General features: G+C 70.9%; 23 protein-coding genes and 2 pseudogenes. 13 read left to right on the top strand and 12 right to left on the bottom strand.

The genetic code is table 11. The features are described 5' to 3' along the window. Positions 1–48 precede the first annotated feature (48 nt). From OHB41_RS40690 to OHB41_RS40660, 7 genes and pseudogenes are all read right to left on the bottom strand, one after another. Positions 49–3,885 carry a S8 family peptidase gene (locus OHB41_RS40690; protein WP_266706509.1) on the bottom strand — a complete coding sequence of 1,279 codons (3,837 nt, stop codon included), beginning with the start codon at positions 3,883–3,885 and terminating at the stop codon, positions 49–51. A gap of 219 nt (positions 3,886–4,104) precedes the next feature. Beyond that, positions 4,105–4,836: an alpha/beta hydrolase family protein gene (locus tag OHB41_RS40685; RefSeq protein ID WP_266704752.1), complete on the bottom strand. Its 732-nt coding sequence runs from the start codon at positions 4,834–4,836 to the stop codon at positions 4,105–4,107. 289 nt (positions 4,837–5,125) lie between these two features. After that, positions 5,126–5,428 carry a hypothetical protein gene (locus tag OHB41_RS40680; RefSeq protein ID WP_266704750.1) on the bottom strand — a complete coding sequence of 101 codons (303 nt, stop codon included), beginning with the start codon at positions 5,426–5,428 and terminating at the stop codon, positions 5,126–5,128. 351 nt (positions 5,429–5,779) lie between these two features. Next, positions 5,780–6,247 (bottom strand): lamin tail domain-containing protein, encoded by a 468-nt coding sequence (locus OHB41_RS40675; RefSeq protein WP_266704748.1) that lies wholly within the window; start codon positions 6,245–6,247, stop codon positions 5,780–5,782. Between the two features lie 431 nt (positions 6,248–6,678). Continuing rightward, a complete protein-coding gene (locus OHB41_RS40670) occupies positions 6,679–7,005 on the bottom strand; it encodes a plasmid stabilization protein (protein WP_266704746.1) in 327 nt (108 codons plus the stop codon). A 233-nt stretch (positions 7,006–7,238) separates the two neighbouring features. Further along, on the bottom strand, positions 7,239–7,727 hold the full coding sequence (locus OHB41_RS40665; protein ID WP_266704744.1) for a DUF5709 domain-containing protein: 489 nt from the start codon (positions 7,725–7,727) through the stop codon (positions 7,239–7,241). Between the two features lie 285 nt (positions 7,728–8,012). Continuing rightward, positions 8,013–8,315: pseudogene (locus OHB41_RS40660) on the bottom strand (alcohol dehydrogenase catalytic domain-containing protein); the annotation flags it as partial. Positions 8,316–9,000: 685 nt separating this feature from the next. Between OHB41_RS40660 and OHB41_RS40655 the strand changes: the two are divergent. From OHB41_RS40655 to OHB41_RS40630, 6 genes and pseudogenes are all read left to right on the top strand, one after another. Then, positions 9,001–9,354, top strand: a pseudogene (locus tag OHB41_RS40655) (PRC-barrel domain containing protein). A gap of 208 nt (positions 9,355–9,562) precedes the next feature. After that, the gene (locus tag OHB41_RS40650; RefSeq protein ID WP_266704742.1) at positions 9,563–9,829 is read left to right on the top strand and encodes a DUF5133 domain-containing protein; all 267 of its coding nucleotides are present in this window, start codon (positions 9,563–9,565) and stop codon (positions 9,827–9,829) included. Positions 9,830–10,087: 258 nt separating this feature from the next. Further along, a complete protein-coding gene (locus OHB41_RS40645) occupies positions 10,088–11,149 on the top strand; it encodes an acyl-CoA dehydrogenase family protein (protein ID WP_266704740.1) in 1,062 nt (353 codons plus the stop codon). Next, on the top strand, positions 11,146–11,910 hold the full coding sequence (locus OHB41_RS40640) for a PIG-L deacetylase family protein (RefSeq protein WP_266704738.1): 765 nt from the start codon (positions 11,146–11,148) through the stop codon (positions 11,908–11,910). The genes OHB41_RS40645 and OHB41_RS40640 overlap by 4 nt, the downstream gene beginning before the upstream one ends. Beyond that, on the top strand, positions 11,907–12,524 hold the full coding sequence (locus OHB41_RS40635) for a class I SAM-dependent methyltransferase (RefSeq protein WP_266704736.1): 618 nt from the start codon (positions 11,907–11,909) through the stop codon (positions 12,522–12,524). The genes OHB41_RS40640 and OHB41_RS40635 overlap by 4 nt, the downstream gene beginning before the upstream one ends. Then, positions 12,521–13,261, top strand: a complete 741-nt coding sequence (locus tag OHB41_RS40630) for a glycosyltransferase family 2 protein (protein WP_266704734.1) — start codon at positions 12,521–12,523, stop codon at positions 13,259–13,261. The genes OHB41_RS40635 and OHB41_RS40630 overlap by 4 nt, the downstream gene beginning before the upstream one ends. Before the next feature lie 302 nt (positions 13,262–13,563). Here the strand turns inward: OHB41_RS40630 and OHB41_RS40625 are convergent, their stop codons facing one another. Then, positions 13,564–13,719, bottom strand: coding sequence for a DUF6131 family protein (locus tag OHB41_RS40625; RefSeq protein WP_248002543.1), 156 nt, complete (start codon positions 13,717–13,719; stop codon positions 13,564–13,566). 418 nt (positions 13,720–14,137) lie between these two features. On the opposite strand from OHB41_RS40625, the gene OHB41_RS40620 reads away from it, so the two are divergent. The 3 genes from OHB41_RS40620 to OHB41_RS40610 all read left to right on the top strand — a co-directional run bounded on the left by OHB41_RS40620 (position 14,138) and on the right by OHB41_RS40610 (position 17,201). Continuing rightward, on the top strand, positions 14,138–14,719 hold the full coding sequence (locus tag OHB41_RS40620) for a DUF2231 domain-containing protein (protein WP_266704730.1): 582 nt from the start codon (positions 14,138–14,140) through the stop codon (positions 14,717–14,719). Between the two features lie 206 nt (positions 14,720–14,925). Beyond that, complete coding sequence (locus tag OHB41_RS40615; RefSeq protein ID WP_266704728.1) at positions 14,926–15,765, top strand: RNA polymerase sigma factor SigF; 840 nt, start codon at positions 14,926–14,928, stop codon at positions 15,763–15,765. Between the two features lie 80 nt (positions 15,766–15,845). Further along, positions 15,846–17,201, top strand: coding sequence for a class II fumarate hydratase (locus OHB41_RS40610; protein WP_266704726.1), 1,356 nt, complete (start codon positions 15,846–15,848; stop codon positions 17,199–17,201). A gap of 102 nt (positions 17,202–17,303) precedes the next feature. Here OHB41_RS40610 and OHB41_RS40605 read toward each other — a convergent pair whose 3' ends face one another. The 4 genes from OHB41_RS40605 to OHB41_RS40590 all read right to left on the bottom strand — a co-directional run bounded on the left by OHB41_RS40605 (position 17,304) and on the right by OHB41_RS40590 (position 21,151). Continuing rightward, positions 17,304–18,260: an SDR family NAD(P)-dependent oxidoreductase gene (locus OHB41_RS40605; RefSeq protein WP_266704724.1), complete on the bottom strand. Its 957-nt coding sequence runs from the start codon at positions 18,258–18,260 to the stop codon at positions 17,304–17,306. 122 nt (positions 18,261–18,382) lie between these two features. Then, the gene (locus OHB41_RS40600; RefSeq protein WP_266704722.1) at positions 18,383–19,267 is read right to left on the bottom strand and encodes an MBL fold metallo-hydrolase; all 885 of its coding nucleotides are present in this window, start codon (positions 19,265–19,267) and stop codon (positions 18,383–18,385) included. Positions 19,268–19,375: 108 nt separating this feature from the next. Continuing rightward, the gene (locus tag OHB41_RS40595; protein WP_266704720.1) at positions 19,376–20,359 is read right to left on the bottom strand and encodes an aldo/keto reductase; all 984 of its coding nucleotides are present in this window, start codon (positions 20,357–20,359) and stop codon (positions 19,376–19,378) included. A gap of 234 nt (positions 20,360–20,593) precedes the next feature. Then, the gene (locus tag OHB41_RS40590; RefSeq protein ID WP_266704718.1) at positions 20,594–21,151 is read right to left on the bottom strand and encodes a TetR/AcrR family transcriptional regulator; all 558 of its coding nucleotides are present in this window, start codon (positions 21,149–21,151) and stop codon (positions 20,594–20,596) included. 264 nt (positions 21,152–21,415) lie between these two features. Between OHB41_RS40590 and OHB41_RS40585 the strand changes: the two genes are divergently transcribed. From OHB41_RS40585 to OHB41_RS40570, 4 genes are all read left to right on the top strand, one after another. Next, positions 21,416–22,030: a TetR/AcrR family transcriptional regulator gene (locus OHB41_RS40585; protein ID WP_266704716.1), complete on the top strand. Its 615-nt coding sequence runs from the start codon at positions 21,416–21,418 to the stop codon at positions 22,028–22,030. Between the two features lie 182 nt (positions 22,031–22,212). Further along, positions 22,213–22,683 carry a MarR family winged helix-turn-helix transcriptional regulator gene (locus tag OHB41_RS40580; protein ID WP_266704714.1) on the top strand — a complete coding sequence of 157 codons (471 nt, stop codon included), beginning with the start codon at positions 22,213–22,215 and terminating at the stop codon, positions 22,681–22,683. After that, the gene (locus OHB41_RS40575; RefSeq protein WP_266704712.1) at positions 22,680–24,158 is read left to right on the top strand and encodes an MFS transporter; all 1,479 of its coding nucleotides are present in this window, start codon (positions 22,680–22,682) and stop codon (positions 24,156–24,158) included. Before OHB41_RS40580 ends, OHB41_RS40575 begins: the two co-directional genes overlap by 4 nt. Beyond that, positions 24,155–24,751, top strand: coding sequence for a cysteine hydrolase family protein (locus OHB41_RS40570; RefSeq protein ID WP_266704710.1), 597 nt, complete (start codon positions 24,155–24,157; stop codon positions 24,749–24,751). The genes OHB41_RS40575 and OHB41_RS40570 overlap by 4 nt, the downstream gene beginning before the upstream one ends. Positions 24,752–24,870: the final 119 nt, after the last annotated feature.

The following is a 24,870-nucleotide window of genomic DNA, read 5'->3' as shown; positions in this document are numbered from 1 at the left end:
GGCACCCACCCCGTCGTCAGGAGGGACGATCCCCAGTCACGGTCACCGTCACCGCGCGCCGGGGTGCAGGTAGGCGCGGTCCACCGTCTGCTGGACGGTGTCGCCGGCCGCGTCCTTCGCGGTGACACGCAGCGTCACGTACGCGTCGCCGTGCACGCGGTTCGGCCGCTCCACGGTGGCGCTGAAGCCGCTGCCCCTGCGGGCCGTGGACGCGGTGGCCCAGGTCCGCCCGCCGTCGTACGACGTCTCGACCCTGAGCGTCACACCACGCGGTGCCGTCATGCCGTCCTGCATGCGGACGGTCAGTCCGATGCTGTGCCCGCGCGCCCGGCCCACCGCGTTCCGCGCGTCGACGGGGACGGCGTAGTCGACCTGGAGCAACGGCAGCATGGCTGTCCGCGCCGCGGTGTCCGAGCGGAACGTCCACGACGTGCGCGTGCCGGTGGCGAAGTCCCAGTCGTCGGAGACGCGGGCGGTGGCCAGGTCCAGCCGGTACGCGGCGTCGCCCGCGGGCACCTCGATGTCGCCCCACGCGCCGTTGTCGGACGCGGCGATCTGCTTCCCGTTGCGGTACAGCTCCGCCGTGGCCGTGTCGGGCAGGTCGGCCGCCGCCGCGGACGGGGATCCGGTGCGGATACCACTGCCGACACCGCCGCCGGGGACCTCACCGAACGCCCAGTGGCCGGTGCCGGAGTCCGTGAACTCCGGCACGAACACGGACAGGGTGTCGCCGTTGCGCACCGACTGCCAGGCCGCGCCACGTGGGATCGACGGACGGACCACCGCTCCGAACCACCGCTCCGTGACGTTCTGGCCGGGGCGGTAGGTGCGCGGCAGATCGCTCATGCCGGCCATGAGCGGCATGTCGGGGTCACCGACGACGTTGTGGCGGACGGTCTGACGCCACAGGGTGTCGCCGCCGGTCACGTACTCGACGCGCTCCTGGCCCGTCGGAACGTAGCGGGTGTACTGGTTCCAGGCGGTGTCCTGGTAGGGCCGCCACCCGAAACGCTGCTCGCCCGCCCAGGACGTGGCACCCGTGCGGGTGTAGGTGCTCCGGACCACGGCGCTCTCGTGCTCGGAGACGGTGTACACCAGCGGCTTGGGGATGGAGCCCTTGGACACCTGCATCACGTCGTAGAGGTACGGGCTGCGCACCGTGCCGGTGAACTCCACCGTGGTGGACCTCGCCTCGGCCCGCTTGAGCAGCGCGGCGCCTTCCGCCGCGCCGGCGCGCATGGTGGGCAGCGCCAGCCGGTCTCCCGTCGGGCTCCACCGCGTCCAGGGGTAGAAGCCGTCCTCCATGACCAGTACGAGTGCCTTGGCCCCGGCGTCCGCCGCCGCCCGCGCGAGCGCCCGGTCGTCGGTGAAGTGCCAGCGGACGACGGCCAGTTTGCCGCGCACGTGGGCCGCGCGAAGGTCGGCGGCCGTGCCGGTGCCGGCGTCCACGGCGGTCAGTCGTGCACCCTTGTCGCTGAAGGCCGGGGAGGCGTCCACGTAGTACGGGGTGAAGGCGAGCGACGTGCCGGGGACCTTCGCCCGCAGTTGCGGGGCCACCATCTGCCAGCGCGAGGCGAACTCGAATTCGCCGTCGGTGACGCGTGCCGTGGGGCTGACGTAGACGCGCTGGGCGACGTCGAAGTACATCACGCCCTGGAGCAGGCCGTTGCCGTCGATCTTCCGGTACGTCTGGTAGCTGAGCACACCGCGCTGTTCGGCGGGGCGGGGTGTGCGGATCTGCACCTGGACGGTGTCGGCGGCGTCGAGTGTCACCGACGTGTCCTTGGTGACCTTCACCTCCGGGTTGACGACCTCGCGCAGTTCCTCACCGTCGGCCGCCTTGTCGATCGTGTTGAAGCTGACCTGGTAGGTGCCCTCCTCCACTTCGGCGACGGCCGGTTCCAGGCTCGTGTAGTTCACGAAGCCGTCGGCACCCCAGATCGTCGGAGCGGCGCCCTCGATGACCTTGCCGTCTCGGTCGCGGGCGACGACGGTGAGCTTGTGAAGCGCGCCGTGCGCGTTCAGGGCCACGGTGGTGTGGGTGAGCACGGTGCCGTCGGAGGAGGTGGCGGTGACGTATCCGTAGTACTGGCCCCGAGTGGCCTTCGTGCCGTCGAGGCTCAGCGGCACCTCGGCCGTGCCGCCCGCCGCCAGCTGCACCTTGCCGCTGCCGACGCCCACCACGCCGTCCGGGAGCGCGCGCCCCGTGTTGGTGGCGAGGGCGGCGGTCAGGGAGAGCGTGACCGCGTGGTCACCGGTGTTGGTGTAGCGGACGGTGGCCGCCTGCTGCTGCTTCTTGGCAGCACCGACCTGGACCGGCGGAAGGGTGACGGAACCGGTGGCCGTGACGGAACCCATGGCGGTGGCCAGGTCGATGCGGCCACCGCCCTGCTCGGTCACCTTGGTCCCGGGCACCTCGTGCGCGGTGCTGATCAGGGCGTCCTTGAGCTGCTGGGCTCCCCAGCCGGGGTGTTGCTGGGCCAGCAGCGCGACGGCTCCGGCGACATGCGGGGTGGCCATCGAAGTGCCGGACGCGGAGGTGTAGTTGGCGTCGACCGGGGTGCCCATCGTGGTGCCGGAGGCCCGGGCGGCGACGATGCCGACGCCGGGGGCGGTCACGTCGGGCTTGACCGCCGCGTCGACCAGGCGCGGGCCACGGCTGGAGAAGGGGGCCAGGGAGTCGTCGCGGTCGACGGCACCGACGGTCAGCGCGGCGTCGGCCGCGCCCGGCGAACTGACGGTGGACATGCTGGGGCCCTCGTTGCCCGCGGCGACGACGAAGAGCGTGTCGGTCGACGCGGTCAGGGCGTTGACGGCCTCGCTCATGGAGTCGGTGCCGTCGGTGGGCGTGCCCGAACCGAGGCTCATGTTGACGACCTTGGCGTGCTGCGCTGCGGCCCACTCCATGCCGTCGATGACGGACGACTCGCTGCCGTAGCCGTCGTCGCCCAGCACCTTGCCGACGAGCAGGTCGGCGCGGGGCGCGACACCGCGCCGGGTCCCGCCGGACGCGGCGCCCGTGCCACCGACGATCGAGGCGACGTGCGTGCCGTGCCCGAAGGCGTCGCCGGTGCCGGTGCTGCCGGAGAAGTCCTTGGCCTCCGCTATGCGTCCGGCCAGGTCGGGGTGGTTCGCGTCGACGCCGGTGTCGAGGATCGCGACCTTGACGCCCTGGCCCTCGTAGCCCGCCTTCCATGCGGCGGGGGCGTTGATCTGCGCGGTGCTGCGGTCCAGTACGGCGTTGACCCTGCCGTCCAGCGAGACCCGCGGGGTGACCGCGGCACGGGCGGCGTCCGACGTCGCGCCGGTGTTCAGCGTCTTCCAGAACGTGCCCAGGTCGTCGTCGGCGATCCGCACCGACCGTGCGTCGATGCTCGCGAGGTCACGGACGGGCGACGCGGACGTGTTGAGGGCCGCCAGCCGGTCGGCCGTGTTCCCGGCGGCCTGTGTCGCCCGAGCGGTGCTCCTGGCTCCGTTCGCCGACGGCTTCGAGGAGACGATCAGTGGAAGGGCTGAGGTGTGGGCCTCGTCGTAGCCCTCGGCGATCAGGGCCGTCACGTCGAAGAGCCGCCGGTCCAGAGTGCCCGCGGTCACCAGTGCCTCGGCGTCGGACGGCAGCACGGTGAGCGCCTTGTCGTTCCCCTCCAGTGTCCGGAAGGGGATGCTCTCGCGCCCCGGTCCGGGCTGCACCGACGCGGTGTGGCGTCCGCCGGGCAACGTGGTCACGGTCACCCGGTCACCGGTCAGGAGCCGCACAGTGGCGGAGACCGCCTTGTCGCGGGCGGTGATGCGCGCCGTCGCGTCCGCGCTCGTCCCGGCGGAGACGGGCGATACACCCCCGATTGTCGCCACCAGTACGGTCGATACAGCCGCCGATAGGCGCATCCATGCCACCAGTCAAGCACCTTTCATACAGCTCGCGGTCATGCGCTGTTCGACAGAATCCGCTGGTGTCACGGGACATGTCACTGCTCTCAGTTGTCACGGATGCGACATGTCCCAACGGCGACAGGGGCGGGCGCGGCACGGTCACGGTCCCCGCTCCCGCGCGCCGTGACAGCGTGGCGGGCGGGCCGGAGCGTGGTCGGCGTCGGACGCCGAGCGTCAGGCGAGATGCCGGGTGAAGAACCTCAGCGCACTGTCCGGTTCGAAGGCCGGGAGCTCCCCGTGCCTGCCGACGTTGGCGTGGAGCGTCTTCTCGGCCGAGGCCAACGCGTCGAACAGCGCCAGGCCTTGGGCCCGAGGCACCCGCTCGTCGTCCCACTGCAGCAGGAACTCCACCGGCACGGTGATGCGCGCGGCGTCCCCGGCCGACGCCGACGCCCCGCCCAGACCAAGTACCGCGGCGCGGACTCGGGGTTCGGCGGCGACGAACGGAACGCCGAGTCCGCACCCGAGCGAGACGCCCCAGTAGCCCACCGGACCGGCACCGACGTGCTCGAGCCGCTGGACCGCGTCCAGGACAGCCCGCCATTCCGGGACGGTCCGGCGGGCCACGAGCGCCTGGAAGCCGGCGATCAGCGGGGCCAACTCCTCGCCCGCGGCCACCCGAGCCTGGTTCTCGGTCGCGATCCGGTCGTACTCCTCATCCACCGGACGGTCGCCGTGGCCGGGCACGTCGACCGCCACGGCCGAGAAGCCGCACTCGGCCACGATGCGGCGCGCGAGCGCCAGGATGTCGGGAGCCTTCTTGTGCTGACCGCCGCCGTGTCCCATCAGGACGAGCGGCTGCGTACCGGTGGCACCTTCCGGCGTCCACAGCACGCCGGGAACCCCGTCGAGGGTGAAGAGCTGTTCGGAGACGCCGTCGAGGGACGTCTGAGAGGTGAAGCGCATGGCGTTACAAGCCTTTCGGAATGCCTTCTGCGGGCACTCCCTAGGCCATACGAGGGAGGGAGGCCCGACCTGTCACAGCGTTGATCGGTCTCACCTCCCTGGTTCGCGGTAGCGGTACGGCGGCGCCGAAGCTATCACGGAGACCCTCACCCGCGTCAGGGCGATAACGCCTCCAGGACGAACGGCGCCTCCTGCGGCACCGCGTCGCGTGGACCCCGCGTCGCCCTCGCTTCGATCCGGGGAAGGCGGTCGCGCATCGGCCCGCGCGGCCACCTCGCCGTGTGCGGTGTCAGGCGACCGTGACCTTGCAGGGGCTTCCGTTGCGGACGTCCAGGACCGCCCTCAGCGCCAGTGGGCCCGAAGAGCCGTCCACGACGAACTCGGCCCTCCCGATGCCCGGTCGGGCGGATTTCTGTCCGCGGTAGCGGAAGTGGACGGCTATTTCGTGCGGACCTGTGGCGACCGGGATTTCCGTCGTCCCCCACCGCGCCGCCCATTCGGTCCGGTCTATGTCCGTGAACGGCCGGGTGAAAGCCAAATGGAAGGGGCGGGCCACCCACGAGGGCCGAATCCCGATGTTCAGGCGGGCCATCACCCGATCCCTGTCCTCGTGTCCCTGTGGGTCTTCTCTGTACGGCCAAGATCCGCGGGAGGTTCCCAACCGGCGTCCATGCGCGGCACGTTCCGTACGGACTCGCGCGGCCCAATGCCTCGCTGGAGTACACCGTTTCTTGCCTCGTGGTCCGCGAAGCGGTGGTGATGGCAGGGCACGGCGGACGTTCGGAGTCGACGCGCCGAATTCCGGGGGCCGTTATTGAGACACGAACAGGCGGCGCGGACATGCCGGTGGCGCGTCCGGGCCGGGTGGGCCGGGCGCGCCACTGGTTGGTCAGCTGACCGTGTCCGGGTCGGTCCGGGTCATGCGGTCAGGGATGGGACGGGCTCAGTGGCGGCCGCCGCGGTGGCCGCCCCAGGTCACGGTGTCGACGAGGCGGCGGTGGTCGTTGCGCAGGGTCGCGGTGTCGGCACGCTTGTCCCACACCGACGAACGACGGTCCTGGTAGAGGTCACGGAAGGTGTCACGGCCGACACCGGTGTGGACACGGACGGTGGCACGGCCGCCCAGACGGTAGTGGCGGAAGGTGTACGTACGCCCGTCACGGTCCGACAGCGTCCACCGGTCCAGGTTCACCGCCTGACGGGTGGTGTTGGTGATGTCCACCCACTCGTCGTTCAGGTCCTGACGGTGATGACGGCCCGGGGAGTCGTAGTGCACGTGGCTGATCTGCACCGCCGCACGCGGCCGGGGCCCATGGTCGGCGGCAGAGGCCGGCAGCGCCGACGCCCCGGCCACCGCGGCCACGGTCACCGCGGCAGCGGCAAGACGACGGACAGTCACAGATGCGGACATGAAGTCCCCCTACATGGTGCTGGCACCCCCACCCCCACCGGCCTGTTCCAGACCGTACGGGCGGGACTGCGTGTGCGAGTGGTACGGCCGGCCCTCACTGGCCGACACCCACACCATGCCCCCACCCCGACCCGATGTGGGCGATACCTGGAGGTGCGTTACGGATCATCCATACCGCCGTAACACTCACATGTACCGACCATTCACCCGCCGAACGCACCAAGTTGACGCACCAACACACCCACACCCCTTCCCCACACCCGCCCCCACCCCACACCCGCCACACCCCGCCACCCCACCCCCGACCAAGCCACCACCCGAAAGTGGATTACAGACCATGGCGGCGCGGGCCGGCCTCGGGGCACACTCCGGTGCCCGTCCTGTGGAGATCCGCCGGCCCGTGAACCGGAACGCGCCCATGCTCGGCGCGCTCAGCGGCCCAGCGCGTTGCGCAGCTGCTGCTTGTTCATCGTGGAGCGCCCCTCGACGCCCTTCTTCCTGGCCTCTTCGTAGAGCTGATCCCTTGTGGGCCCCTGAGCACCGCTGTGGGAACGCTCGCCGCCGCGCTGAGGTGCGGACTTCTTGTCGCGCAGGGAGGTCTTGGAGGCCGTCTTCGCCTCGCCCGACCTGGCCCGCTCCTTGTTGACCGTCCGCGCGGCGATCTCCTTCGCCCGGCCGGTGGAGACACCGCGCTTCTCGGCGCCCTCCTTGATGTGTTCGTACTGACGCTCACGCTTGGGACTGGAACCTGCCGGCATGACACTTCTCCTTACCGTCCGATGACGCGACAGACCGAGCGGGCCGACCGCACGCCCGATCACGTACAGCGGCTTCCCGCGGCAGCGGAAGGCATGCGAAGGGCGACCGCCCCCACCACTCCAGCCGAAGACCGTTCCGCCCGCGACCCAGGAACGCCGTCCGAGCGCCGTTGCCGACACCCGGACGGCCGATCCATGCGTACGTCATGCCGATGCCCGCCTGCTGAGCCGGCTCAGAGGACGTCGGTGTCGTCGTCCGGCACGCGGTGGACGGCGGCCTCCTCCGCCGAGGCCGCGCCGCCGTCGATGCCCACGTCCTCGGCGAACATGTCCTTCTCGGCCTCCTCGTGGGCGCCCTCGTCCCGCGCCACGAGACGGCCCGCGCGGTCCCGGCCCACCTCGTCGTCCATCGGCTCACCCTCACCGTCCGGGAGGTCACCGAGACCGTCGTCGGTCTCCAGCTCCTCCAAGGCCGGGTCCGCCACCTCCTCCGCCAGCCGCTGGTCCAGCGTCTCGCCCTCCCGCTGCTCCCGCGCGGTCGTGCCCTGGTGCTCCACTCCGAGCGGGCGCTCGGGCGGCGACCAGCCCTCGTCGTACGGGTCCGAACCGCGGTCGTTGAGCGTGTCCTCCGGGTCGAGGATGCCCTCGTCCTCGCGCCCCTCGGGGCCGTCGGGCTGGTAGACCTCGTCGCCCATGACTTCCTCGTTGTCCTGACTGCCCATGATGTGTGTGACCTCCGGGACGGATGCGTGCTCTGCGGCCCGCGTATCCAGGCTGCGGCACACCACACCTTCCGGCACGCCGGGTTCGCGTCGCGTCGAAAGCGCTCACGCGTGCGACGACGCAGGCGCCCCTCGGCAGCTGGTCGGGGTCTGCGGTTCGCCGGGGCGGGGCGCGACCGACTCGGCTCAGCCGACGCCGTCGGGGTGGAGGAAGACCTTGGTCCAGCCGTCGTCGCGGCTGTCCAAGTGCTCGTAGGCGGAGGGCGCTTCGCTCAGATCCAGCTCGTGGGAGAGCCCCTTCTCGCACTGCTTGCAGAACCCACAGGCGATGTTGAACGGCAGGACCACGTACTCGCCGACCTTCACCTTGCTCTCCGCGGAGCCGACCTCGACGACCTGCCCCAGGTTCTCGTGGTTGAGGGGGCGGCCCGTCTCGAACGACGTGCGTCCTTCGTACATGTGCAGGCCGGAGCCGCAGATGTTGGTGGTGGTGATCCTCACCGGAATGTCGCAGGAATGCTCGATCCTCGCGTCCGGCACATCCTTCACCGACACTGTCCGCGGGCCCTCGTACACGGCCGCCCTCATGAGATACCCACCTCATTTTTGCCAGTTCGAACGCACGGCAATTTCGCACACCTTCCACGACGGCCATGAAGACGGACACGAAACGCGGGATCGGCTCATGAAAAGGCTCGAATGAGCCACGGTTCCTTCGTCGCCGCGAAGGGTTCGACACGGTAGGACATGACGCGCTCGCGCCTCTTCTCCGCCCCTTCCAGCGTCCCACCGGGCCCCCCGATGTCAAATGGCGACGGCGCTCCGGGTCAGTCGTCGGCGGGACGCCGGCAGGCCGGGCAGAGGACGAGGCGACCGTCCGGATCCGGTGAGACGACCGTCCCCCAGCCACGGCATTCCTCGCAGTCCCGGCTCCGGGCGACGTCCACACGTGGGCCGGCGGTACAGGGTTCGGGGCGCGCTGCTCGGGCCATGGGGTGCTGCTCCTCGGCAGGGGGGCGACGACGGAGCCACATCGTCGTTGTTGCCGGTGTATACCCGCGTTGCGGCTGTCGCGGATGCGGCGCGGGGGCACTTCCCCCGCGGAAGACTTCGGACCGGCCGCGTCCCGAAGTCCCGGCATTTCCGATGTGTAGCATCCGGGACGCAGGGCACCCGGCGTTCCGAGAAAACGTCACCGAATTCGATGGCGCCTGTACAACCCCGCATTTCCTGACCGTGGGGAAGCGAAAAATATCGAAGAAGGAGCCGTTTTATGAGCGACAACATCTGGGGCTACCAGCCGACCACCGGCCACGCCGCGGGCACCGACCTGATCGGCTACAAGGTCGAGGCCACCGACGGCAGCATCGGCAAGGTCGACAAGCACTCGGACGACGTCCACTCCTCCTACCTCGTGGTCGACACCGGTGTGTGGATCTTCGGCAAGCACGTCCTGCTGCCCGCCGGCACCGTGACGACGATCGACCAGGCCGAACAGAAGATCTACGTCGCTCTCACCAAGGACCAGATCAAGGACTCCCCCGAGTTCGACTAGGACAAGCACGTCGGCGACGCCGGCTACCACGAGCAGGTCGGCGCCTACTACCAGGGCCAACGACGCGCCTGACCCGCAGCACCACCCCACGAGCGGGGGCCGGCCGAAGATTCTCCGGCCGGCCCCCACTTCTCAGCCGACGGCGCGGTGACAGGGACCGGTGTCCCCGGATCGCTGTCGCGCGACGTTCACCACGCCCCCGGGCCGAAACCGGCACGTGTGCGGACATGGTGAGCGGGAAGCCGGTCGTAAACCACACAGGACGAGAGGCGCTGTCGCGATGCTCGAACCTCACCCCAAGGTCGTGCGTACACTCCTCGCACACTATGCGGAGGCGCGCTTCGCCCATGCGCACGCCGAGGACGCACGCACGGCAAGGGTCCTTGCCGATGTCGCCTACACGCTGTGTGTGACGACCGGGACGGCAACCGTCGAGGACGCCATCGCCGCCGCGGACGTCCTCCTCGAGCGATCCCGTAGCGGCCCCGGTGCCCCGGACGACAGCGGTGCCCCGGACGACACGGCGCAGGCGGAGCTCGCGGCGTAGATCCGGGGCGTGGGTCCAGGTCGTGGATGCAGAGCATGGATCCAGGACGCGGCACAGCGTCCGTTCTGCTGGACGCGTGTCTGCCTCCTCTGAACCCCTCCGCCCTGACCGGGCCCGCACGGGCATGCTCGGCGCCGAACAGCGGCACGCCGGCCCGGAATCGCGTCGCGGCCGTCCCGCACGACGAGCCGGCAGCGGGCGGGACGCGCGGGTTCGCAGCACAGTGGAAGAGAGCCGATGTCCAGGAGGTGTGTACTGATGTCCGGTGGTCCGCTGCCCTCGACCGAGCTCGGCCCGCCCATGGATCCGCAGACGGACGACAGCGGGGGGTTCGTCCCGGCCTCGGCTCGTCGTGAGGCTGCCGCCGCGTTCACCGCCGTGGTCGAGGAGATCGCGTCGGGTCAGGCCGAGTTCCCCCTGCCGGGGTCAGGGCGGACAGCACGCCGGTTCGCGGCTCTGCGGGCCGTGGCGGAACAGGACCTGAGCGCGGCACGCCTCGTGGAGGGGCATGTCGACGCGGTGGCCATCCTCGACGAGTTGGGCGCACCGCCCCCGGCGTCCGGCGAACGCTGGGGTGTCTGGGCCGCCGAACCTCCCGGCGAAGGCCTCACGGCAACGGCCACGGGAACCGGATGGGAGCTCAGCGGCCTCAAGAAGTACTGCTCGGGAGCGCACACCTGTACGCATGCCCTGGTCACCGCGCGGACCGCGCAGGGCAGGGGCCTCTTCGCCGTGGAGACGGGCGCCGCCGGATACAGTCCGCTCGCGGGCACGTGGCAGGCGGTCGGTATGGCCGGCAGCGACACCCCTGACGTGCGCTTCGCCGAGGTGCCCGCCGTACGGGTGGGCGGTGTCGGTTCCTACGTCGAGCGGCCCGGCTTCCAGCACGGCGGCATCGGTGTGGCCGCGTGCTGGTACGGCGGTGCGATCGCCGTGGCGAGGACTCTTCGCGAAGCGGCACGGCACCGCGCCGAACCCCACACCGACGCGCACCTCGGCTCGGTCGACGTCCAACTGCACGCCGCGTGGGCCATGTTGGAGCAGGCCGCCGCCGAGATCGACCGGGACCCGCAGGACACGAGAGGCGAGGCCCGGGTGCGCAGCCTCCGCGTACGTGCCTTCGTCGAGTCCGTCTGCGCCGAGGTCCTCGCCCGGGTGGGCCGGGCCACCGGGGCGGGCCCGCTCTGCCACGACCCCCGGCACGCCCGGAACGTCGCCGACCTCACCGTCTACATCCGTCAGCACCACGCCGAGCGGGATCTGGCCGAACTCGGCGCGCTCCTCGCCCGGCCGGAGGACAAGTGGGACGACCAGCGATGAGCACCCCCCTCACGGGCCCCTTCGACGACCCCATTCAGGCCCCCGGCACCGAAGAGCGTCTCTGGCGCGAGTGGTCCGGCTGGGCCGGCCTGCCGGAGGCCGCGCTGCCCCGCTCCGGCCGGGTGGTCGTCGTGGCCGCCCATCCGGACGACGAGGTACTGGGCTTCGGCGGGTCCCTCGCGCTGCTGGCCGCCTCGGAGGCCGAGGTCACGGTGGTGGTCCTCACGGACGGCGAGGGCTCTCATCCGCACAGCAGAACCGTCACTCCCGAAGAGCTGGTACGGCTGCGGGCGGCGGAGACGCGGGCCGCGCTGGCGGAACTGGGCGCCGCGCACGTGGAAGTCGTCCGCTGGGGGGTTGCCGACACCGAGGTCGCGAAGCACGAGCGCCGCATCGCCGACCGACTTCTCCCGCTGGTGACCGGCGCGGCCCTCGTCGTCGCCCCCTGGACGGGCGACGTGCACAGCGACCACGAGGGAGCGGGCCGGGCCGCGCTCGCGGCGGCCGGGAACGCGGCGGCCCCCTGTTGGCTCTACCCCGTGTGGATGTGGCACTGGGCACGGCCGGATGATCCCAGGGTTCCCTGGCACAAGGCCGCGCGCGTCACCCTGCCCGAGCCCGTCCAGGCCCGGAAACGTGCCGCGGTCGCGCGGTACGCCAGCCAGATCAGGCCTCTGGGTCCGGACCCGGAGGACGCCGCGATCCTGCCGCCCGAGGAGATCGCCCATCATCTGCGCGAGCGTGAGGTGGTCTTCCGGTGAACACCCCGGCGTCGTACTTCGAGGACATGTACCGCCGCTCCGGCGACCCCTGGCATCTCGCCGAACGCTGGTACGAACGGCGGAAGTACGATCTGACGGTCGCCTCTCTCCCCCGCCGGCGTTATCGGCGGGCTCTGGAGCCCGCCTGCTCGGTGGGTGAGCTGACGCTCCGTCTCGCAGAGCGCTGCGACGAGGTCCTGGCGTGCGACCGGGTGGACTCGGCGGTGGCGACGGCCGCCGCCCGTACCGCACACCTGCCCCAGGTGACGGTCCGCCGGCTCACGCTGCCCGCGGAGTGGCCCCCCGGCACCTTCGACCTCGTCGTGCTGTCCGAAGTCCTCTACTACTTCGACAAGGACACCCTCGACGACGTCCTGAGACGTACGACGGCCGCCCTGGAACCCGGAGGGACGCTGGTCACGGTGCACTGGAACCATCCCGTCCCGGAGCATCTGCGGACCGGGGACGAGCTGGCCGGGGTCCTCGCCTCCGTACCCGGGCTGTCGCCGGCGGCCGATCACCGTGAGGTCGACTTCGTCCTCCAGACCTTCGGCCGTACGGCTCCGGACGGAACACCGCCGCCGTCTCCGGCCGCCGCCGAGCGTCTCGTATGACGCGTCGACGCGGACCCGTCGGCCGCCCCGGATCGGTGGCGGTCATCATCCCGGCCCACAACGAGGAGGGCCTGCTCCCCGCTTCGCTCGCCGCGGTCCACACCGCGGCGGGCCATCCGGGCCTCGAGGGAACCAGGGTCCTCGTCGTGGTCGCCGCGGACGGCTGCACCGATGCCACACCCGAGGTGGCGCGGCGGGCGGGTGCGCTCACCGTCGCCGTCCGTGGCCGCGGAGCGGGGGCGGCCCGCGCCGCGGCGGCCCGTGCCGCCCTGGGAGTACTGGGTGGTGGTGACGGCGTGTGGATCGCCTCCACGGACGCGGACAGCGTCGTGCCGGCGGACTGGCTCGACTTCCACCTGTCGTACGCGGCACGGGGCTGGGACGCTCTCGTCGGCACGGTGGTCCTGGACCGTCACCCCGCGGACGCCCGCCGGCTGACGGCCGTCCACCAGCGGCTGTACGAGAAGTCCCGGCCGCCCGGGGGTCTGCCGTGGCATCACCCCCACGTCCACGGGGCGAACCTCGGGCTCACCGCCCGGTCCTACACCCAGGCGGGCGGCTTCCCTCCCCTGCCGGTCGGGGAGGACCACGCCCTGGTCCGTGCCCTCCAGCGGACGGACCACAGGATCCTGCGCACCTCCGACTGCCCCGTCACGACGTCGGGCCGGCTCCACCCTCGCGCTCGCGGCGGGTTCGGCGAGTACCTGGCCCGGCTCGCCGCACAGGAGCCCGCCTGAGATCCGGCGGCCCGTCGGTCAGCGGGCGAGGGACGCGAGGACGTGCGGCAGAGGTGGCTTCGCGATTGGGCCGGTGTCCCAGGAGCCCGTGACCGTATGTCCGGCCGGGGAGGGGCCGGGTCCGGGCATGCCGACGGGGCCGGCGGAAGGTACTTCTCCGCAGGCCCCGGGGCTGTGCAAGGTGAACGTCGGTCGGCAGGACGGGCTTTCGGCTCAGCCTGCGGCGCGCCTGCCGGGGTCCGTTCCCGGCAGCGGGTTCGCGTCGCCGTGCCCGCGCGGGGCGCGGATCCGGAAGTGCCGGTCTAGAAGTAGTGTTTGCGGCCGCCGACCGAGCGACCGCTCGCACCCAGGATCCACAGGACCGCGCCGACCACGACGAGCACACCGCCCACGGTCGTCAGCAGTGACACACCGACCAGCAGGCCGATGACGAGCAGGATGGCGCCAAGGACAATCATGTCGATTCCGATCTTCAAGTCTCTTCGGTGCGTGCGGGCCGTCGTCCGTTCGGGCTCACAGCACCCTCTTCCCGCCCGCTGCGTAACCCGGGACAGGTGAAATCCGGTCGGCCACCCGGTCGGCGGCCGCTGGATCCCTGTCGTGCAACGTCCGTGTGCCCCGCTCTCGGTCACTCATGCCGCCCCTGCGGCGCAGGTCCGTCAGCAGGGCGGACGGGAGGTGCTCGCGGTGCCTCACGTGCCCGGTGAAGCGGCGGTCCGGCCTCCTGGCGCAGGTCCGGTCCGGTTCCTCCCCGCGGGAAGACGTGCCCGAGGCCGGTGCACGCACCCGGCCCGACTCCCCCGTCGGTGGGCAGACCGTTCGGGTGCAGTCGGGGCCACAGCGGGACGGCGGCGTGCTGCCGGGTAGTCGTTGTGCATGAGCACTCACGTCCCCGGCACCTCCACCCGTTCCTGGACACCCTCGGCCCTGGACACCGCGTCGGCATGGTGGCTGACGGCCCTGGACCGTATCGAGCGGTCGGGGGCGGCGGATCCGGCGATCCGGCTTCTCCAGCGGGGAATCCGCTCACTCCCGCTGGGCGAGGTACGCGATCTGCTGCGCGGCAGGCCGCTGGGCCATCCGGTGCATCCCGTTCTGGTCCAGGTGCCGATCGGCTGCTGGCTGTCGGCCGCCGTACTGGACATCGCGCCGACGGGGCACCGTGCGCCGACCACCCTCACGGCCGTCGGTCTGGCCGGGGCCGCCCCGGCAGCGGTCGCCGGCTGGGCCGACTGGGCGGACCTGCCGCCCGAGCAGGCCCGGGTCGGACTGGCCCACGCGGTCTCGAACGTGGCCGCGGTGGCCTGTTACACGGCGTCCCTGACGGCGCGACTGCGCGGTCGCTCGGCGAAGGGCCGGCTGTGGTCGTTGGGCGGGCTGGCCGCGGTCGCCGTGAGCGGTGCGCTGGGCGGGCACGTGGCCTATCGGCAGGCCGTCGGAGCGCATCCCGCGGCCTGAGGGCCGTACCGTCACCCGCGTTCGAACTCCGCCCGCCGGGCGGGTAGTCTTTTCGGCTGTTCCCGGCCCGGGTACCGCCCCTCGGCGGGCTCTCGGGCTCACTTTCGAATCGACGGGTATGCATTCCCCCGCGGCGGGTACGCGAACCTTCGTCGGCCTCCATCAGCCGGCGGCACGGGGGCTGGATCACATGGGAGGGGCCAGGCATGACAGTGACCGAGACGACAGAGGCACGGCTGACGGTACTGCCGGAGATCGCCGACCCGTCGCGAGTCGCACCCAAGGACGCCCGGCAGTTGTCCAGGCTGTTCTTCGACCAACTCGGCGTCCTGGAAGAGGGCACGCCCGAGTACCAGTACGCGCGCAACACGCTCATCGAGATGAACGTCTCCCTCGTCCGCTTCGCGGCCGCACGCTTCCGCAGCCGCAGCCAGGACGAGATGGAGGACATCGTCCAGGTCGGCACGATCGGACTGATCAAGGCGATCGACCGGTTCGAGCTCACCCGTGAGGTCGAGTTCACCTCCTTCGCCGTCCCCTACATCGTCGGTGAGATCAAGCGCTTCTTCCGCGACACCTCCTGGGCGGTCCACGTTCCCCGCCGCCTGCAGGAAGCCCGCATCCAGCTCGCCAAGGCCACCGAGGAACTGAGCAGCCGGCTGGGCCGCACCCCCACCGTCAAGGAACTCTCCCAGCTGATGTGCCTCAGCGAGGAGGAGGTCAACGAGGCTCGCCTCGCCTCCAACGGTTACACCTCCTCCTCCCTCGACGCCGCCATCAACTCCGGCGACGAGGGCGAAGCCGCGCTGGCGGACTTCATCGGCGCCGACGACAGCGCCCTCGAACTCGTCGAGGACTTCAACGCCCTGGCCCCGCTGATCGCCGAACTCGACGACCGTGAACGCCGCATCATCCACATGCGGTTCGTCGACGAACTCACCCAGGCCCAGATCGGCGAGCACCTCGGCGTCTCCCAGATGCACGTCTCCCGTCTGCTCACCCGCACCCTCACCAAGCTCCGCGCGGGCATGCTCACCACGCGCTGACCCACGGCGCCTGTTCCCGTTCCGTTCCCGCCTCGCACCGGGGAGATCGTCTCGCCGGTGCGAGGACCGGCACTGCTCGCGTGCCCGCCGACCGGTACTGGGGTGCGCAGACCCAGCGGTCACTGATCGATTTCTCGATCGGTGACGACCGCATGCCCAAGGCGGTCTACCACGCCTACGGCCACGTCAAGAAGGCCGCCTCGATCGTCAACGGGCGCGCCGGACGGCTGCCGGGCTGGATGGCAGACCTGATCGAGCGGGTCAGCGACGAGGTGATCGGCGGGGCGCTCGACGAGAACTTCCCGCTCTATGTCTGGCAGACCGGCTCGGGTACGCAGTCCAACATGAACACCAACGAGGTGATCAGCAACCGTGCCATCCAGCTGACCGGCGGCCGGCTGGGCAGCAAGGCTCCGGTGCACCCCAACGACCATGTGAACATGGGGCAGTCGTCCAACGACACCTTCCCCACCGCGATGCACATCGCCGCCGTCAAGGAGGTTCACGAACACCTGCTGCCGGCCGTTCAGGCGCTGCGACGCCCCATCGAGGCCAAGGCCGGGCGATGGCAGAACGTGGTGAAGACCGGCCGTACCCAGCTGGAGGACGCGGTCCCGTTGACCGTCGGGCGGGAATGGTCCGGCTACGCCCACCAGCTCAGGCAGGCCATGTCCGTGGCGACCGCGTCCACCCGGGGCCTGTTCGAACTCGCCGCCGGCGGTACGGCGGTGGGCACCGGGCTGAACGCTCCGGAGGGCATCGCCGAAGAGACCGCCCACGAGATCGCGGAGGCGACCGGGTATCCGTTCGTCACCGCCGCGAACAAGTTCGCCGCGCAAGGCGGCCTGGATGCCATGGTCAACGCCTCGGCGGGCCTGCGCGCCCTGGCGGTGCCCCTGATGAAGATCGCGAACGACATCCGTTGGCTGGCCTCCGGGCCACGCTGCGGGCTGGGCGAACTGGTCCTTCCTGCCAACGGGCCGGGAAGCTCGATCATGCCCGGCAAGGTCAACCCGACCCAGTGCGAGGCCATGGTGATGGTCTGCATCCAGGTCCTGTCGGAGGACTCCGCGATCGCCTTCGCCGGTTCCCAGGGCAACTTCGAACTCAACGCGATGCGCCCTGTGATCATCAGCAACTTCCTGCACGCGGCCACGATCCTCGGCGACGCCTGCGAGAAGCTGCGGGAGTACTGCGTCGAGGGCGCCGAACTGCACAGTGAGCAGGTCGCCGACTACGTCGACCGCTCCCTGATGCTGGTGACCGCCCTGTCGCCGGAGATCGGCTACGACAAGGCCTCCGCGATCGCGCACAAGGCCGACGACGAGGGCACGACCCTGCGCGAAGCCGCCGTGGCCGACGGGTTCGTCAACGCGGCCGAATTCGACCGCATCGTCGACCCGGCAGCCATGGTGGGACCGTCCGGGCACCAGTGACCACGCCCCGCCGGTCGCGGGCGCATGCTCCCGGGGCCGATGCGGTCGCCACGAAGCGCGCCGCTCCCCCTCGGCCGGGCCCGCCGAGGCAGTCGGCTGCCTCTAGCGGACGAGGGCGTCGGACACGGCCCACAGCCGTTCCGCGTTCGCCAGGTCCAGGGCGTAGGGCGCCACGCCGGCGACGGCATCGGCTCGTTCGGTGACCGTCCGGGACGGTGCGCAGTCCTCGAAGTAGCGGCCGGTGACGCCCTCCACCGTGGGTGAGGCGGCCACCAGCACCGAGGTCGCGGCACCCTGCTCGACGGTCTTCCCCGGGGGCAGCACGAGTCCGGTGGTGTCGATGAACCCGGCCAGCTGCTCGGGGTCCATGTGCCGGGCCAGCGACGTGTCCGCGATGTTCCCCGGCATCAGGGCGTTGGCCGTGATGCCGTCATCGGCCCACCGTTCGGCGGCACCGACGGCGAACAGCACGTTGGCCGTCTTCGACTGACCGTACGACGTCCACGGGTCGTAGGGACGGAATCGGTAGTCCAGGTCGTCGAAGACCACCGGCGAGAAGAGGTGACCGATCGAGGCGACCGACACGACCCGGGCACCCTCCGCCGCCGCGAGTGACGGACGCAGCCCGACAGCCAGCGCGAAGTGACCCAGGTGATTGACGCCGAACTGCGTCTCCCGACCGTCCGGGGTGCGCCTGAGTTCCGGAAGGGCCATCACCCCGGCGTTGTTGACGAGAATGTGCAACGGGCCCGACCAGTCGGCCACGAACGCCCCGACCGTCGACCGGTCGGCCAGATCGAGCCGCTTCACGCTCAACCTCCCGGATCCGGCGGGCAGTTCGGCCTCCAGACGGGCCGCGACACGGGCGCCGGCGTCCGTGCTCCGCACGGCCAGGGTCACGTCGGCGCCGGCGGCGGCCAGCGCCCGCGCCGTCTCCACCCCGATTCCGGAACTGGCTCCGGTCACCACGGCTCGACGGCCGTGCAGGTCGACGCCGTCGATGACCTCGGAGGCGGTGGTGTGCGCCCCGAACGGGTGGGGCGTCTGGGATACGGACATGGGGAAGGTCTCCTGACTTGGGTGCGCCGGGTGTCCGAACCTGCGGATCGTGTGCCGAGGGGGGTCGGCTTCTCCGGCGCGGGGGTGCGGTGTTGGAGGTGCGCCCGGCGTGGCGGGCATCGTCATTCGGCAGTCGGCGCCCGGCCGACGGGGGTCCACGCGTAGCCGCTGCCTGCCGGTGTCACACGGCCGAACACTCCGGTGGTGAAGTGCCCGGCGGCGATCAGGGTGTCCGGCCGCCGGAGCACGCGGTCGCGCACCGCTCGGGCCTGGTCCGGGTCTACGTCCGAGCAGAACACGCAGGCCGAGTCGGCGATTTCCACGGGGTCGTGGAAGATGTCCCCCGCGATGAACACCGATTCGCCGCTGGCGCCCGAGGGGTCACGGACGACGACCGCCAGGTGTCCAGGGGTGTGCCCGGACGTGTCCTCGACGGTGACGCCCGGGGCGATGGTGTCGCCGTCGCGGACGAACTCGACGACTCCGTCGAGGGGTTCGATCGTGGCTTCGGCGTCCGGGCCGCCCATCTCGCCGGCCGCCGTCGTGGTCCAGTACTGCCACTCGGCTCGCGCCATGAGGTGCCGTGCCCGGGAGAAGGTGAGGCCGCTCGCTTTCCGCTTCCCGGGCTCGTTCGGAACCGGCGCCACATCGCTGGTCCAGCCGATGTGATCGAGGTGCAGATGGGTGTACACCACGGTGTCGATGTCGTCCGGGGACAGTCCTTCCGCGGCCAGGCTCCGCAGCAGCTCGCCCCCCTTCACATGGGCGAGGCCGGGAATCTCCACGTCCATGTCACCAAGAGCGAGATCGACAAGGATGTTCCGGTTCCCGGCGCGGACGAGGAAGGCTCCGAAGGTGAGCACGAGTTTCCCGTCGTCGAGGACGCCGGGATGTGCCGCCCAGTCGACTCCCGGCATCATCGTGCCGGGGTCGTGCGCGCCGAAGCCGTCGGCGAGATGGGTGATCGTCGTTTCGCCGATGGTGATGCGGTCGGCCGGTCGAGCCATGCGGAGAAGTCCTGTTCGTGATGCGGGCGCACCTGCGCGGGGCAGGTCCTGGCCGCGACGTACGGGGGTCCGGCCGTCGACGGCGCAGCGCAGCGCGCCGGTGGGAAGTCAGCCGTCGAGCGTCCCCATGTACTCGGGTGCGTATCGTTCGCCGGTGACCGCGCCGTGCGGGGCGACCGCCTCGATCGCGGCGATGTCGCCGGCGGTGAGGGTGACTTCGGCCGCGGCGACGTTCTCCTCCAGGTAGCGGCGGCGCTTGGTGCCGGGGATGGCCACCGCGCCCTGGTGCTGGACCCAGGCGAGCGCCAGCTGGGAGGGGGTGACGTCCTTGGCGGAGGCGATGCGGCGGACCTCCCGGACGACGTCCAGGTTGCGGTCGAAGTTCTCGCCCTGGAAGCGGGGGTCGGTCCTGCGCCAGTCGTCCGCCGCGAAGTCGTCCGTGCTGGTGATGGCGCCGGACAGGAAACCACGGCCCAGCGGGGAGTACGCGACCAGGCCGATCCCCAGCTCCTGAAGCGCGTCGAGCACGCCGTTGTGCTCGATCTCGCGCTCGAAGAGCGAGTACTCGGTCTGCACAGCGGCCAGCGGGTGGACGGCGTGCGCGCGCCGGATCGTCTGCGCGGACGCCTCGCACACACCGATGTGACGGACCTTGCCCGCGCCGACCAGCTCCGCCAGCGCACCGACCGTTTCCTCGATCGGCACCTGGGGGTCGATCCGGTGCAGGTAGTAGAGGTCGACGTGGTCGGTGTCCAGGTGTCGCAGCGAACGCTCCAGGGCCCTGCGTACGTAGTCGGGCCGACCGTTCAGGCCCACCATCCGGCCGTCATCGGTGATCTCCATGCCGGTCTTGGTGGCCAGCACGGCCGCTTCCCTGCGTCCGGCCAGGGCCTTGCCCAGGAGTTGTTCGTTGACGAACGGGCCGTAGCTCTCCGCGGTGTCGAGCAGCGTGACGCCCGACTCCAGCGCACGATCGATGGTGGCCAGCGACTCGGTCTCGTCGGTGGCGCCGTAGAAGACGCTCATGCCCATGCAGCCGAGGCCCTGGACGCTGACGGTCAGGCCCTGACGGCCAAGTGTGCGGGTCTCCATGAAGCCTCCCTCCAGTTTGAAACTAACCAGTTAGGGACAACGTAGCCAGCTGTTTGACAAGTGTCAATAACTGGATAGTTACCTGCCAGGGTCACGCGACGCCGCACGACTCCGGCGATCTCACCGCGGGAACCCGCCGACCGGCCGGGCGCACGGCCTGGACCGGGGTGCGGGGTGACTCCGCACACCCCGCGGTCGTCCCCGGGCAGGGCGCGCCGCGTGTCACAGGCGACGTCAGGACGTGTGCGGCAGATAGCCGGGGGCCCACCAGGCGGGAGCGCATGCCACGACCGCCTCGACCATGTCGTCCTTCGTGATCGAAGGGTCGTCGAGCCATGCCTTGATGGCACCGCCGAAGCCGTGGGCCATGAACTGGGCGATCACCTCACGGTTGGCATCAGGGAGCCCCGAACGGCCGCCGCGCTCCATGAACGCCGAGGCGTAGTCGCTGAAGTGCCGCACGAGCGCCTCGTAGACGCCACTGTCGGCCGGATCCCCGAGGGAGAATGCGTAGACCGCCCGGAACCGCTCGACGTGGTCCCCCACCTCCGCCGTGGTCATCCGCAGCAACTCCGCGGCCGAGTGCCCGCGCCGCCCCCTGTCGTCCTCCTTGCGGTGACCACCGTTCAGGTCGGCATCGAGAACCTGGATGAGCAGGTCCAGCGGGGTGCTGTAGCGGTTGTAGAAGGTCGCTCGGGTCGCCCCGGCCCGTTCGGCCAGTTCGGCGACCTTGATCTGCGAGATAGGCCGCTCCGAGGCGAGTTCCACGATGGCCTGCTCGAAGGCGCGCATCGTCCGGGTGATGCGGGGGTCGGTCCGGTCGCTCAGTGCACTGCCCTCCGGTCAACCGTCGACCACGTCGCCGGCACCCGTCCCGCGGCGCGCCATGGCACGATCGATTTTTATACATCCGTAAACTACTATTTTCGCAGGCCAACCGCCTACCGTCCCGGTTCGACGGCACCAGGGACGCACCGAGGGCATGTTGTCAACGACAACAATGCTGGCGATGCCAACAATGTTGGCGCCGGTCACATACCGGATAGACTCCCGCCCATGCAGACCCGCCCCCGCCCCTACCACCACGGCGACCTGCGCGCCGCCCTGCTCGCCCGCGCCGAGGAGACCCTCAGGGAGAAGGGGCCCGCCACGCTCTCGCTGCGCGAGCTCGCCCGCGACCTGGGCGTCAGCCACGCCGCACCGAGCCGCCACTTCAAGGACAAGCAGGCCCTCCTGGACGCGCTGGCCCTGACCGGCTTCGAACGCCTGAGCACCACCCTGGCCGCCTCACAGGAGACCGCGGGCGACTCCTTCGCCGACCGCCTCGGCGCCCTCGCCCGCGCCTACGTCGGCTTCGCCACCGCCAACGCCGAACTCCTCGACCTCATGTTCTCCATCAAGCACGACCCCGCGGCCTCCGAAGCCCTCGTCCAGGCCTCCCAGGGCATGGCCGTACTCGCCACCCGGCTCATCGAGGAAGGCCGCCGCACCGGCGAGGTCCGCGACGCCCCGCTCGAAGCCATCGCCGTCCCGATGTTCAGCACCCTCCACGGCTTCGCCAGCCTCGCCGTCAGCGGCACCCTGCCCCCCGACACCCTCGACGCCGACCTCGCCGACGTCATCGCCCACACACTCCGCGGCTGCGCACCCGACCACCCGACACCACACTGACCCACCCTCCCCGAACAGCCCGTACGCCGCCCGGTAGCTGTGCGGGGGCGGAGATCGGGAGCCGGTCCGGCGACCGACGACATCGGACGACCTGCCCGATTCCGGCTGATCGCCCGCGCCCATGGCCGGGAAACTACACAAGTAACTTGGCAAAGTCGCTTGCGTAGTTTTAGGCTGGCGTCATGACCTCGAAGCCCGGACCCCAGGAGTCCGCTGTGAACGCGCAGCGCCTCAACGACGCGATGAAGCGGCTGCGCGCTCGCCTGCGCGTGGAGTCGGGGCAGCATGCGACCGGCCTGACCGCCACACAGCTGGCCGTGCTGGCGAGCGTGGTGCGGGAAGGGCCGGTCACCGCGGCCCGGCTCGCCTCGCTCGAACACGTCAGCGCGCAGTCCATCGCGCAGAGCCTGGCGGTGCTCAAGGCCGCGGGGTTGATCCACAGCACGCCCGACCCGCGGGACGGCCGCAAGAAGTTGATGAGCGCCGCCCCGTCCGCGACCGAGCTGGTCGACAAACTGCTCACCGGACGCGCCTCCTTCCTGGCACGGGCCATCGAACGGGTGGTCCCCCCGGAGGAGCGCGAGGACGTGGAGAAGGCCATCGACCTGCTGGAGCGTCTCGCCGCGGCCGATCTGAGCGACGGCAGCATATGAACGCCACCCCTACCCGGGCCCGGACCACGTCGCGCGACGTGATGGACAAGCCGTTCGCATGGACGTTCACCACGCCGCTCTACGTCGGCTCCAGCCTCAACCCGATCAACAGCTCCATCATCGCGACCGCGCTGGTGCCCATGGCCACCGATCTGCACGTCTCGGTGGGCAGCACCGCCGTGCTGGTCTCCTCGCTGTACCTGGCCAGCGCCGTCGCCCAGCCCACGGCGGGCAAACTGGCGGAAGTACTCGGACCGCGCCGGATCTTCCTGTACGGCATCGTGCTGGTGCTGCTCGGCGGCCTGGTCGGCGGCCTCGGCCAGAACCTGGCGACGCTGACCGTGGCCCGGGTACTGATCGGCATCGGCACCTCGGCCGCCTTCCCGTGCGCGATGGTCATGATCCGGCGCCGCGCCCAGGAGGCCGGGGCGGACGCTCCCCCGGGCGGCGTGCTCGGTGGCATCGCGATGGCGGGCATGGCCACGGTCGCCGTCGGCCCGCCGATCGGCGGACTGCTGGTGGGCTCCGCCGGCTGGCGCTGGGCCTTCCTGATCAACATCCCGGTCACCGCGATCGCGATGGCGATGGCCGTGCGCGGGCTGCCCAGGGACCCCGCACCCGACCGCGAGCACCACACGTTCCGCAAGGTCGCGGCCCGGATCGACCTGCTCGGCATCCTCGGCTTCGCCGGGTCGATGAGCGCGCTGGTCATCTTCCTGATGGGCCTTCCCCACATCGGATGGGTCGCGCTCGCCGTTCTGGTCCTGACCGGCGTACCCACGGTGGTGTGGGAACTGCGGAGGACAGCGCCGTTCTTCGACTTCCGCGGCCTCGCCGCCAACGGCGCCCTCGCCCGGACCTATCTGCGGCAGGCGCTCACACTGCTCGGCGTCTACTCCGTGATGTACGGGATGACCCAGTGGATGGAGGCCGCGCACGGCATCTCCACCGTGGAGGCCGGACTGCTGCTCCTGCCGATGGGCGCCGTCTCCGCACTGCTCTCGCGCCCGCTCGCCAGCCGCAACCTGGTGCGCGGACCGCTGATCGTCTCGGCGGTGACCATGCTGCTCGGGTCCGTCGGCGTCATGCTGCTCTCCTCGCACGGTCCGGCGATCGCGATCGTCCTGGTCTCCCTCGTCTTCGGCGTCACGTCCGCCACCACCACGGTCGGAAACCAGACCGCGCTCTACCTCGCGGCGCCGCCCGACCAGATCGGCACCGCCTCCGGGTTGTTCCGGACCTTCGGATACCTCGGAACCATCACCTCCGCCGTGATCGGCAGCATCGTCTTCCGGCACGGCGCGAGCGACCACGGCCTGCACAGCCTCGGCCTCGTGCTGGTCGCGGCCGGTCTCGCGGTCCTCCTGCTGACCGTCCTCGACCGCCGGCTGATGTACCGCAGTACAAGCCGACGTCCGGACACTTCCGGCCACCTCGGCACATCTGAGAACCCCACTGAGGAGCACTCCGCGTGAGCACCACCACCCCGCACACCATCACCCCCGAGCGGACCGCCCTGCTGGCGATGGACTTCCAGAACGGGATCGTCCCCCTCGCCCCCGACGCCGACGCGCTCGTCGAACGGGTCAAGGGTGCCATCGCCGACGTCCGCGCCGCGGGCGGCACCATCGGCTACGTCCGCGTCGGCTTCACCGAGGACGACTGGGCACGGATTCCTGAGACCAACAAGGCCTTCACGGCCGTCGCCGCGGCGAAGATGTTGCACCACGAGGACGCCGCGGCCCAGATCGACCAGCGGATCACGCCGGAGGACGGGGACATCGTCGTACGCAAGATCCGCTTCGGCTCGGGCTCCACCACCGATCTCCACCAGCAGCTGAGCGACCGCGGTATCGACACCCTGGTGCTCACCGGGATCAGCACCAGCGGCGTCGTCCTGTCCACGCTCATCGACGCCGCCGACCGTGACTACCGCGTCTTCGTGCTGACCGACGGCGTCGCCGACCCCGATCCCGAGACCCATCGGGTGCTGCTCGACAAGGTGTTCCCGACCCGGGCCCACATCCTCGACACCGCCGGGCTGCGCGAGCTGCTGCGGTCCGCCTGACACCTGATCGCGCCGGCGAGGGACAACCGGCGGATCCGCGTGGCCTTCACCGGGGCGCGGTCGTCACGCACCCGTTCACCTGGGGGCGGCCGGCCCGGCCGCCCCCGGTCGGTTCCAGC

Origin of the sequence: Streptomyces sp. NBC_01571, from assembly GCF_026339875.1 — a bacterium.
Classification (GTDB): domain Bacteria; phylum Actinomycetota; class Actinomycetes; order Streptomycetales; family Streptomycetaceae; genus Streptomyces.
This window is presented reverse-complemented; position numbering and strand designations above follow the sequence as displayed.

Bases quoted from the DNA above. Each gene is read 5' to 3' on its own strand.
- OHB41_RS40625 (WP_248002543.1), bottom strand. From the start codon at position 13,719: ATGATTGTCCTTGGCGCCATCCTGCTCGTCATCGGCCTGCTGGTCGGT.
- OHB41_RS40630 (WP_266704734.1), top strand. From the start codon at position 12,521: ATGACGCGTCGACGCGGACCCGTCGGCCGCCCCGGATCGGTGGCGGTC.
- OHB41_RS40615 (WP_266704728.1), top strand. From the start codon at position 14,926: ATGACAGTGACCGAGACGACAGAGGCACGGCTGACGGTACTGCCGGAG.
- OHB41_RS40670 (WP_266704746.1), bottom strand. From the start codon at position 7,005: ATGCCGGCAGGTTCCAGTCCCAAGCGTGAGCGTCAGTACGAACACATC.
- OHB41_RS40595 (WP_266704720.1), bottom strand. From the start codon at position 20,359: ATGGAGACCCGCACACTTGGCCGTCAGGGCCTGACCGTCAGCGTCCAG.
- OHB41_RS40580 (WP_266704714.1), top strand. From the start codon at position 22,213: ATGACCTCGAAGCCCGGACCCCAGGAGTCCGCTGTGAACGCGCAGCGC.
- OHB41_RS40620 (WP_266704730.1), top strand. From the start codon at position 14,138: ATGAGCACTCACGTCCCCGGCACCTCCACCCGTTCCTGGACACCCTCG.
- OHB41_RS40685 (WP_266704752.1), bottom strand. From the start codon at position 4,836: ATGCGCTTCACCTCTCAGACGTCCCTCGACGGCGTCTCCGAACAGCTC.
- OHB41_RS40605 (WP_266704724.1), bottom strand. From the start codon at position 18,260: ATGTCCGTATCCCAGACGCCCCACCCGTTCGGGGCGCACACCACCGCC.
- OHB41_RS40640 (WP_266704738.1), top strand. From the start codon at position 11,146: ATGAGCACCCCCCTCACGGGCCCCTTCGACGACCCCATTCAGGCCCCC.
- OHB41_RS40680 (WP_266704750.1), bottom strand. From the start codon at position 5,428: ATGGCCCGCCTGAACATCGGGATTCGGCCCTCGTGGGTGGCCCGCCCC.
- OHB41_RS40575 (WP_266704712.1), top strand. From the start codon at position 22,680: ATGAACGCCACCCCTACCCGGGCCCGGACCACGTCGCGCGACGTGATG.
- OHB41_RS40645 (WP_266704740.1), top strand. From the start codon at position 10,088: ATGTCCGGTGGTCCGCTGCCCTCGACCGAGCTCGGCCCGCCCATGGAT.
- OHB41_RS40665 (WP_266704744.1), bottom strand. From the start codon at position 7,727: ATGGGCAGTCAGGACAACGAGGAAGTCATGGGCGACGAGGTCTACCAG.
- OHB41_RS40690 (WP_266706509.1), bottom strand. From the start codon at position 3,885: ATGCGCCTATCGGCGGCTGTATCGACCGTACTGGTGGCGACAATCGGG.
- OHB41_RS40590 (WP_266704718.1), bottom strand. From the start codon at position 21,151: ATGCGCGCCTTCGAGCAGGCCATCGTGGAACTCGCCTCGGAGCGGCCT.
- OHB41_RS40585 (WP_266704716.1), top strand. From the start codon at position 21,416: ATGCAGACCCGCCCCCGCCCCTACCACCACGGCGACCTGCGCGCCGCC.
- OHB41_RS40600 (WP_266704722.1), bottom strand. From the start codon at position 19,267: ATGGCTCGACCGGCCGACCGCATCACCATCGGCGAAACGACGATCACC.
- OHB41_RS40650 (WP_266704742.1), top strand. From the start codon at position 9,563: ATGCTCGAACCTCACCCCAAGGTCGTGCGTACACTCCTCGCACACTAT.
- OHB41_RS40675 (WP_266704748.1), bottom strand. From the start codon at position 6,247: ATGTCCGCATCTGTGACTGTCCGTCGTCTTGCCGCTGCCGCGGTGACC.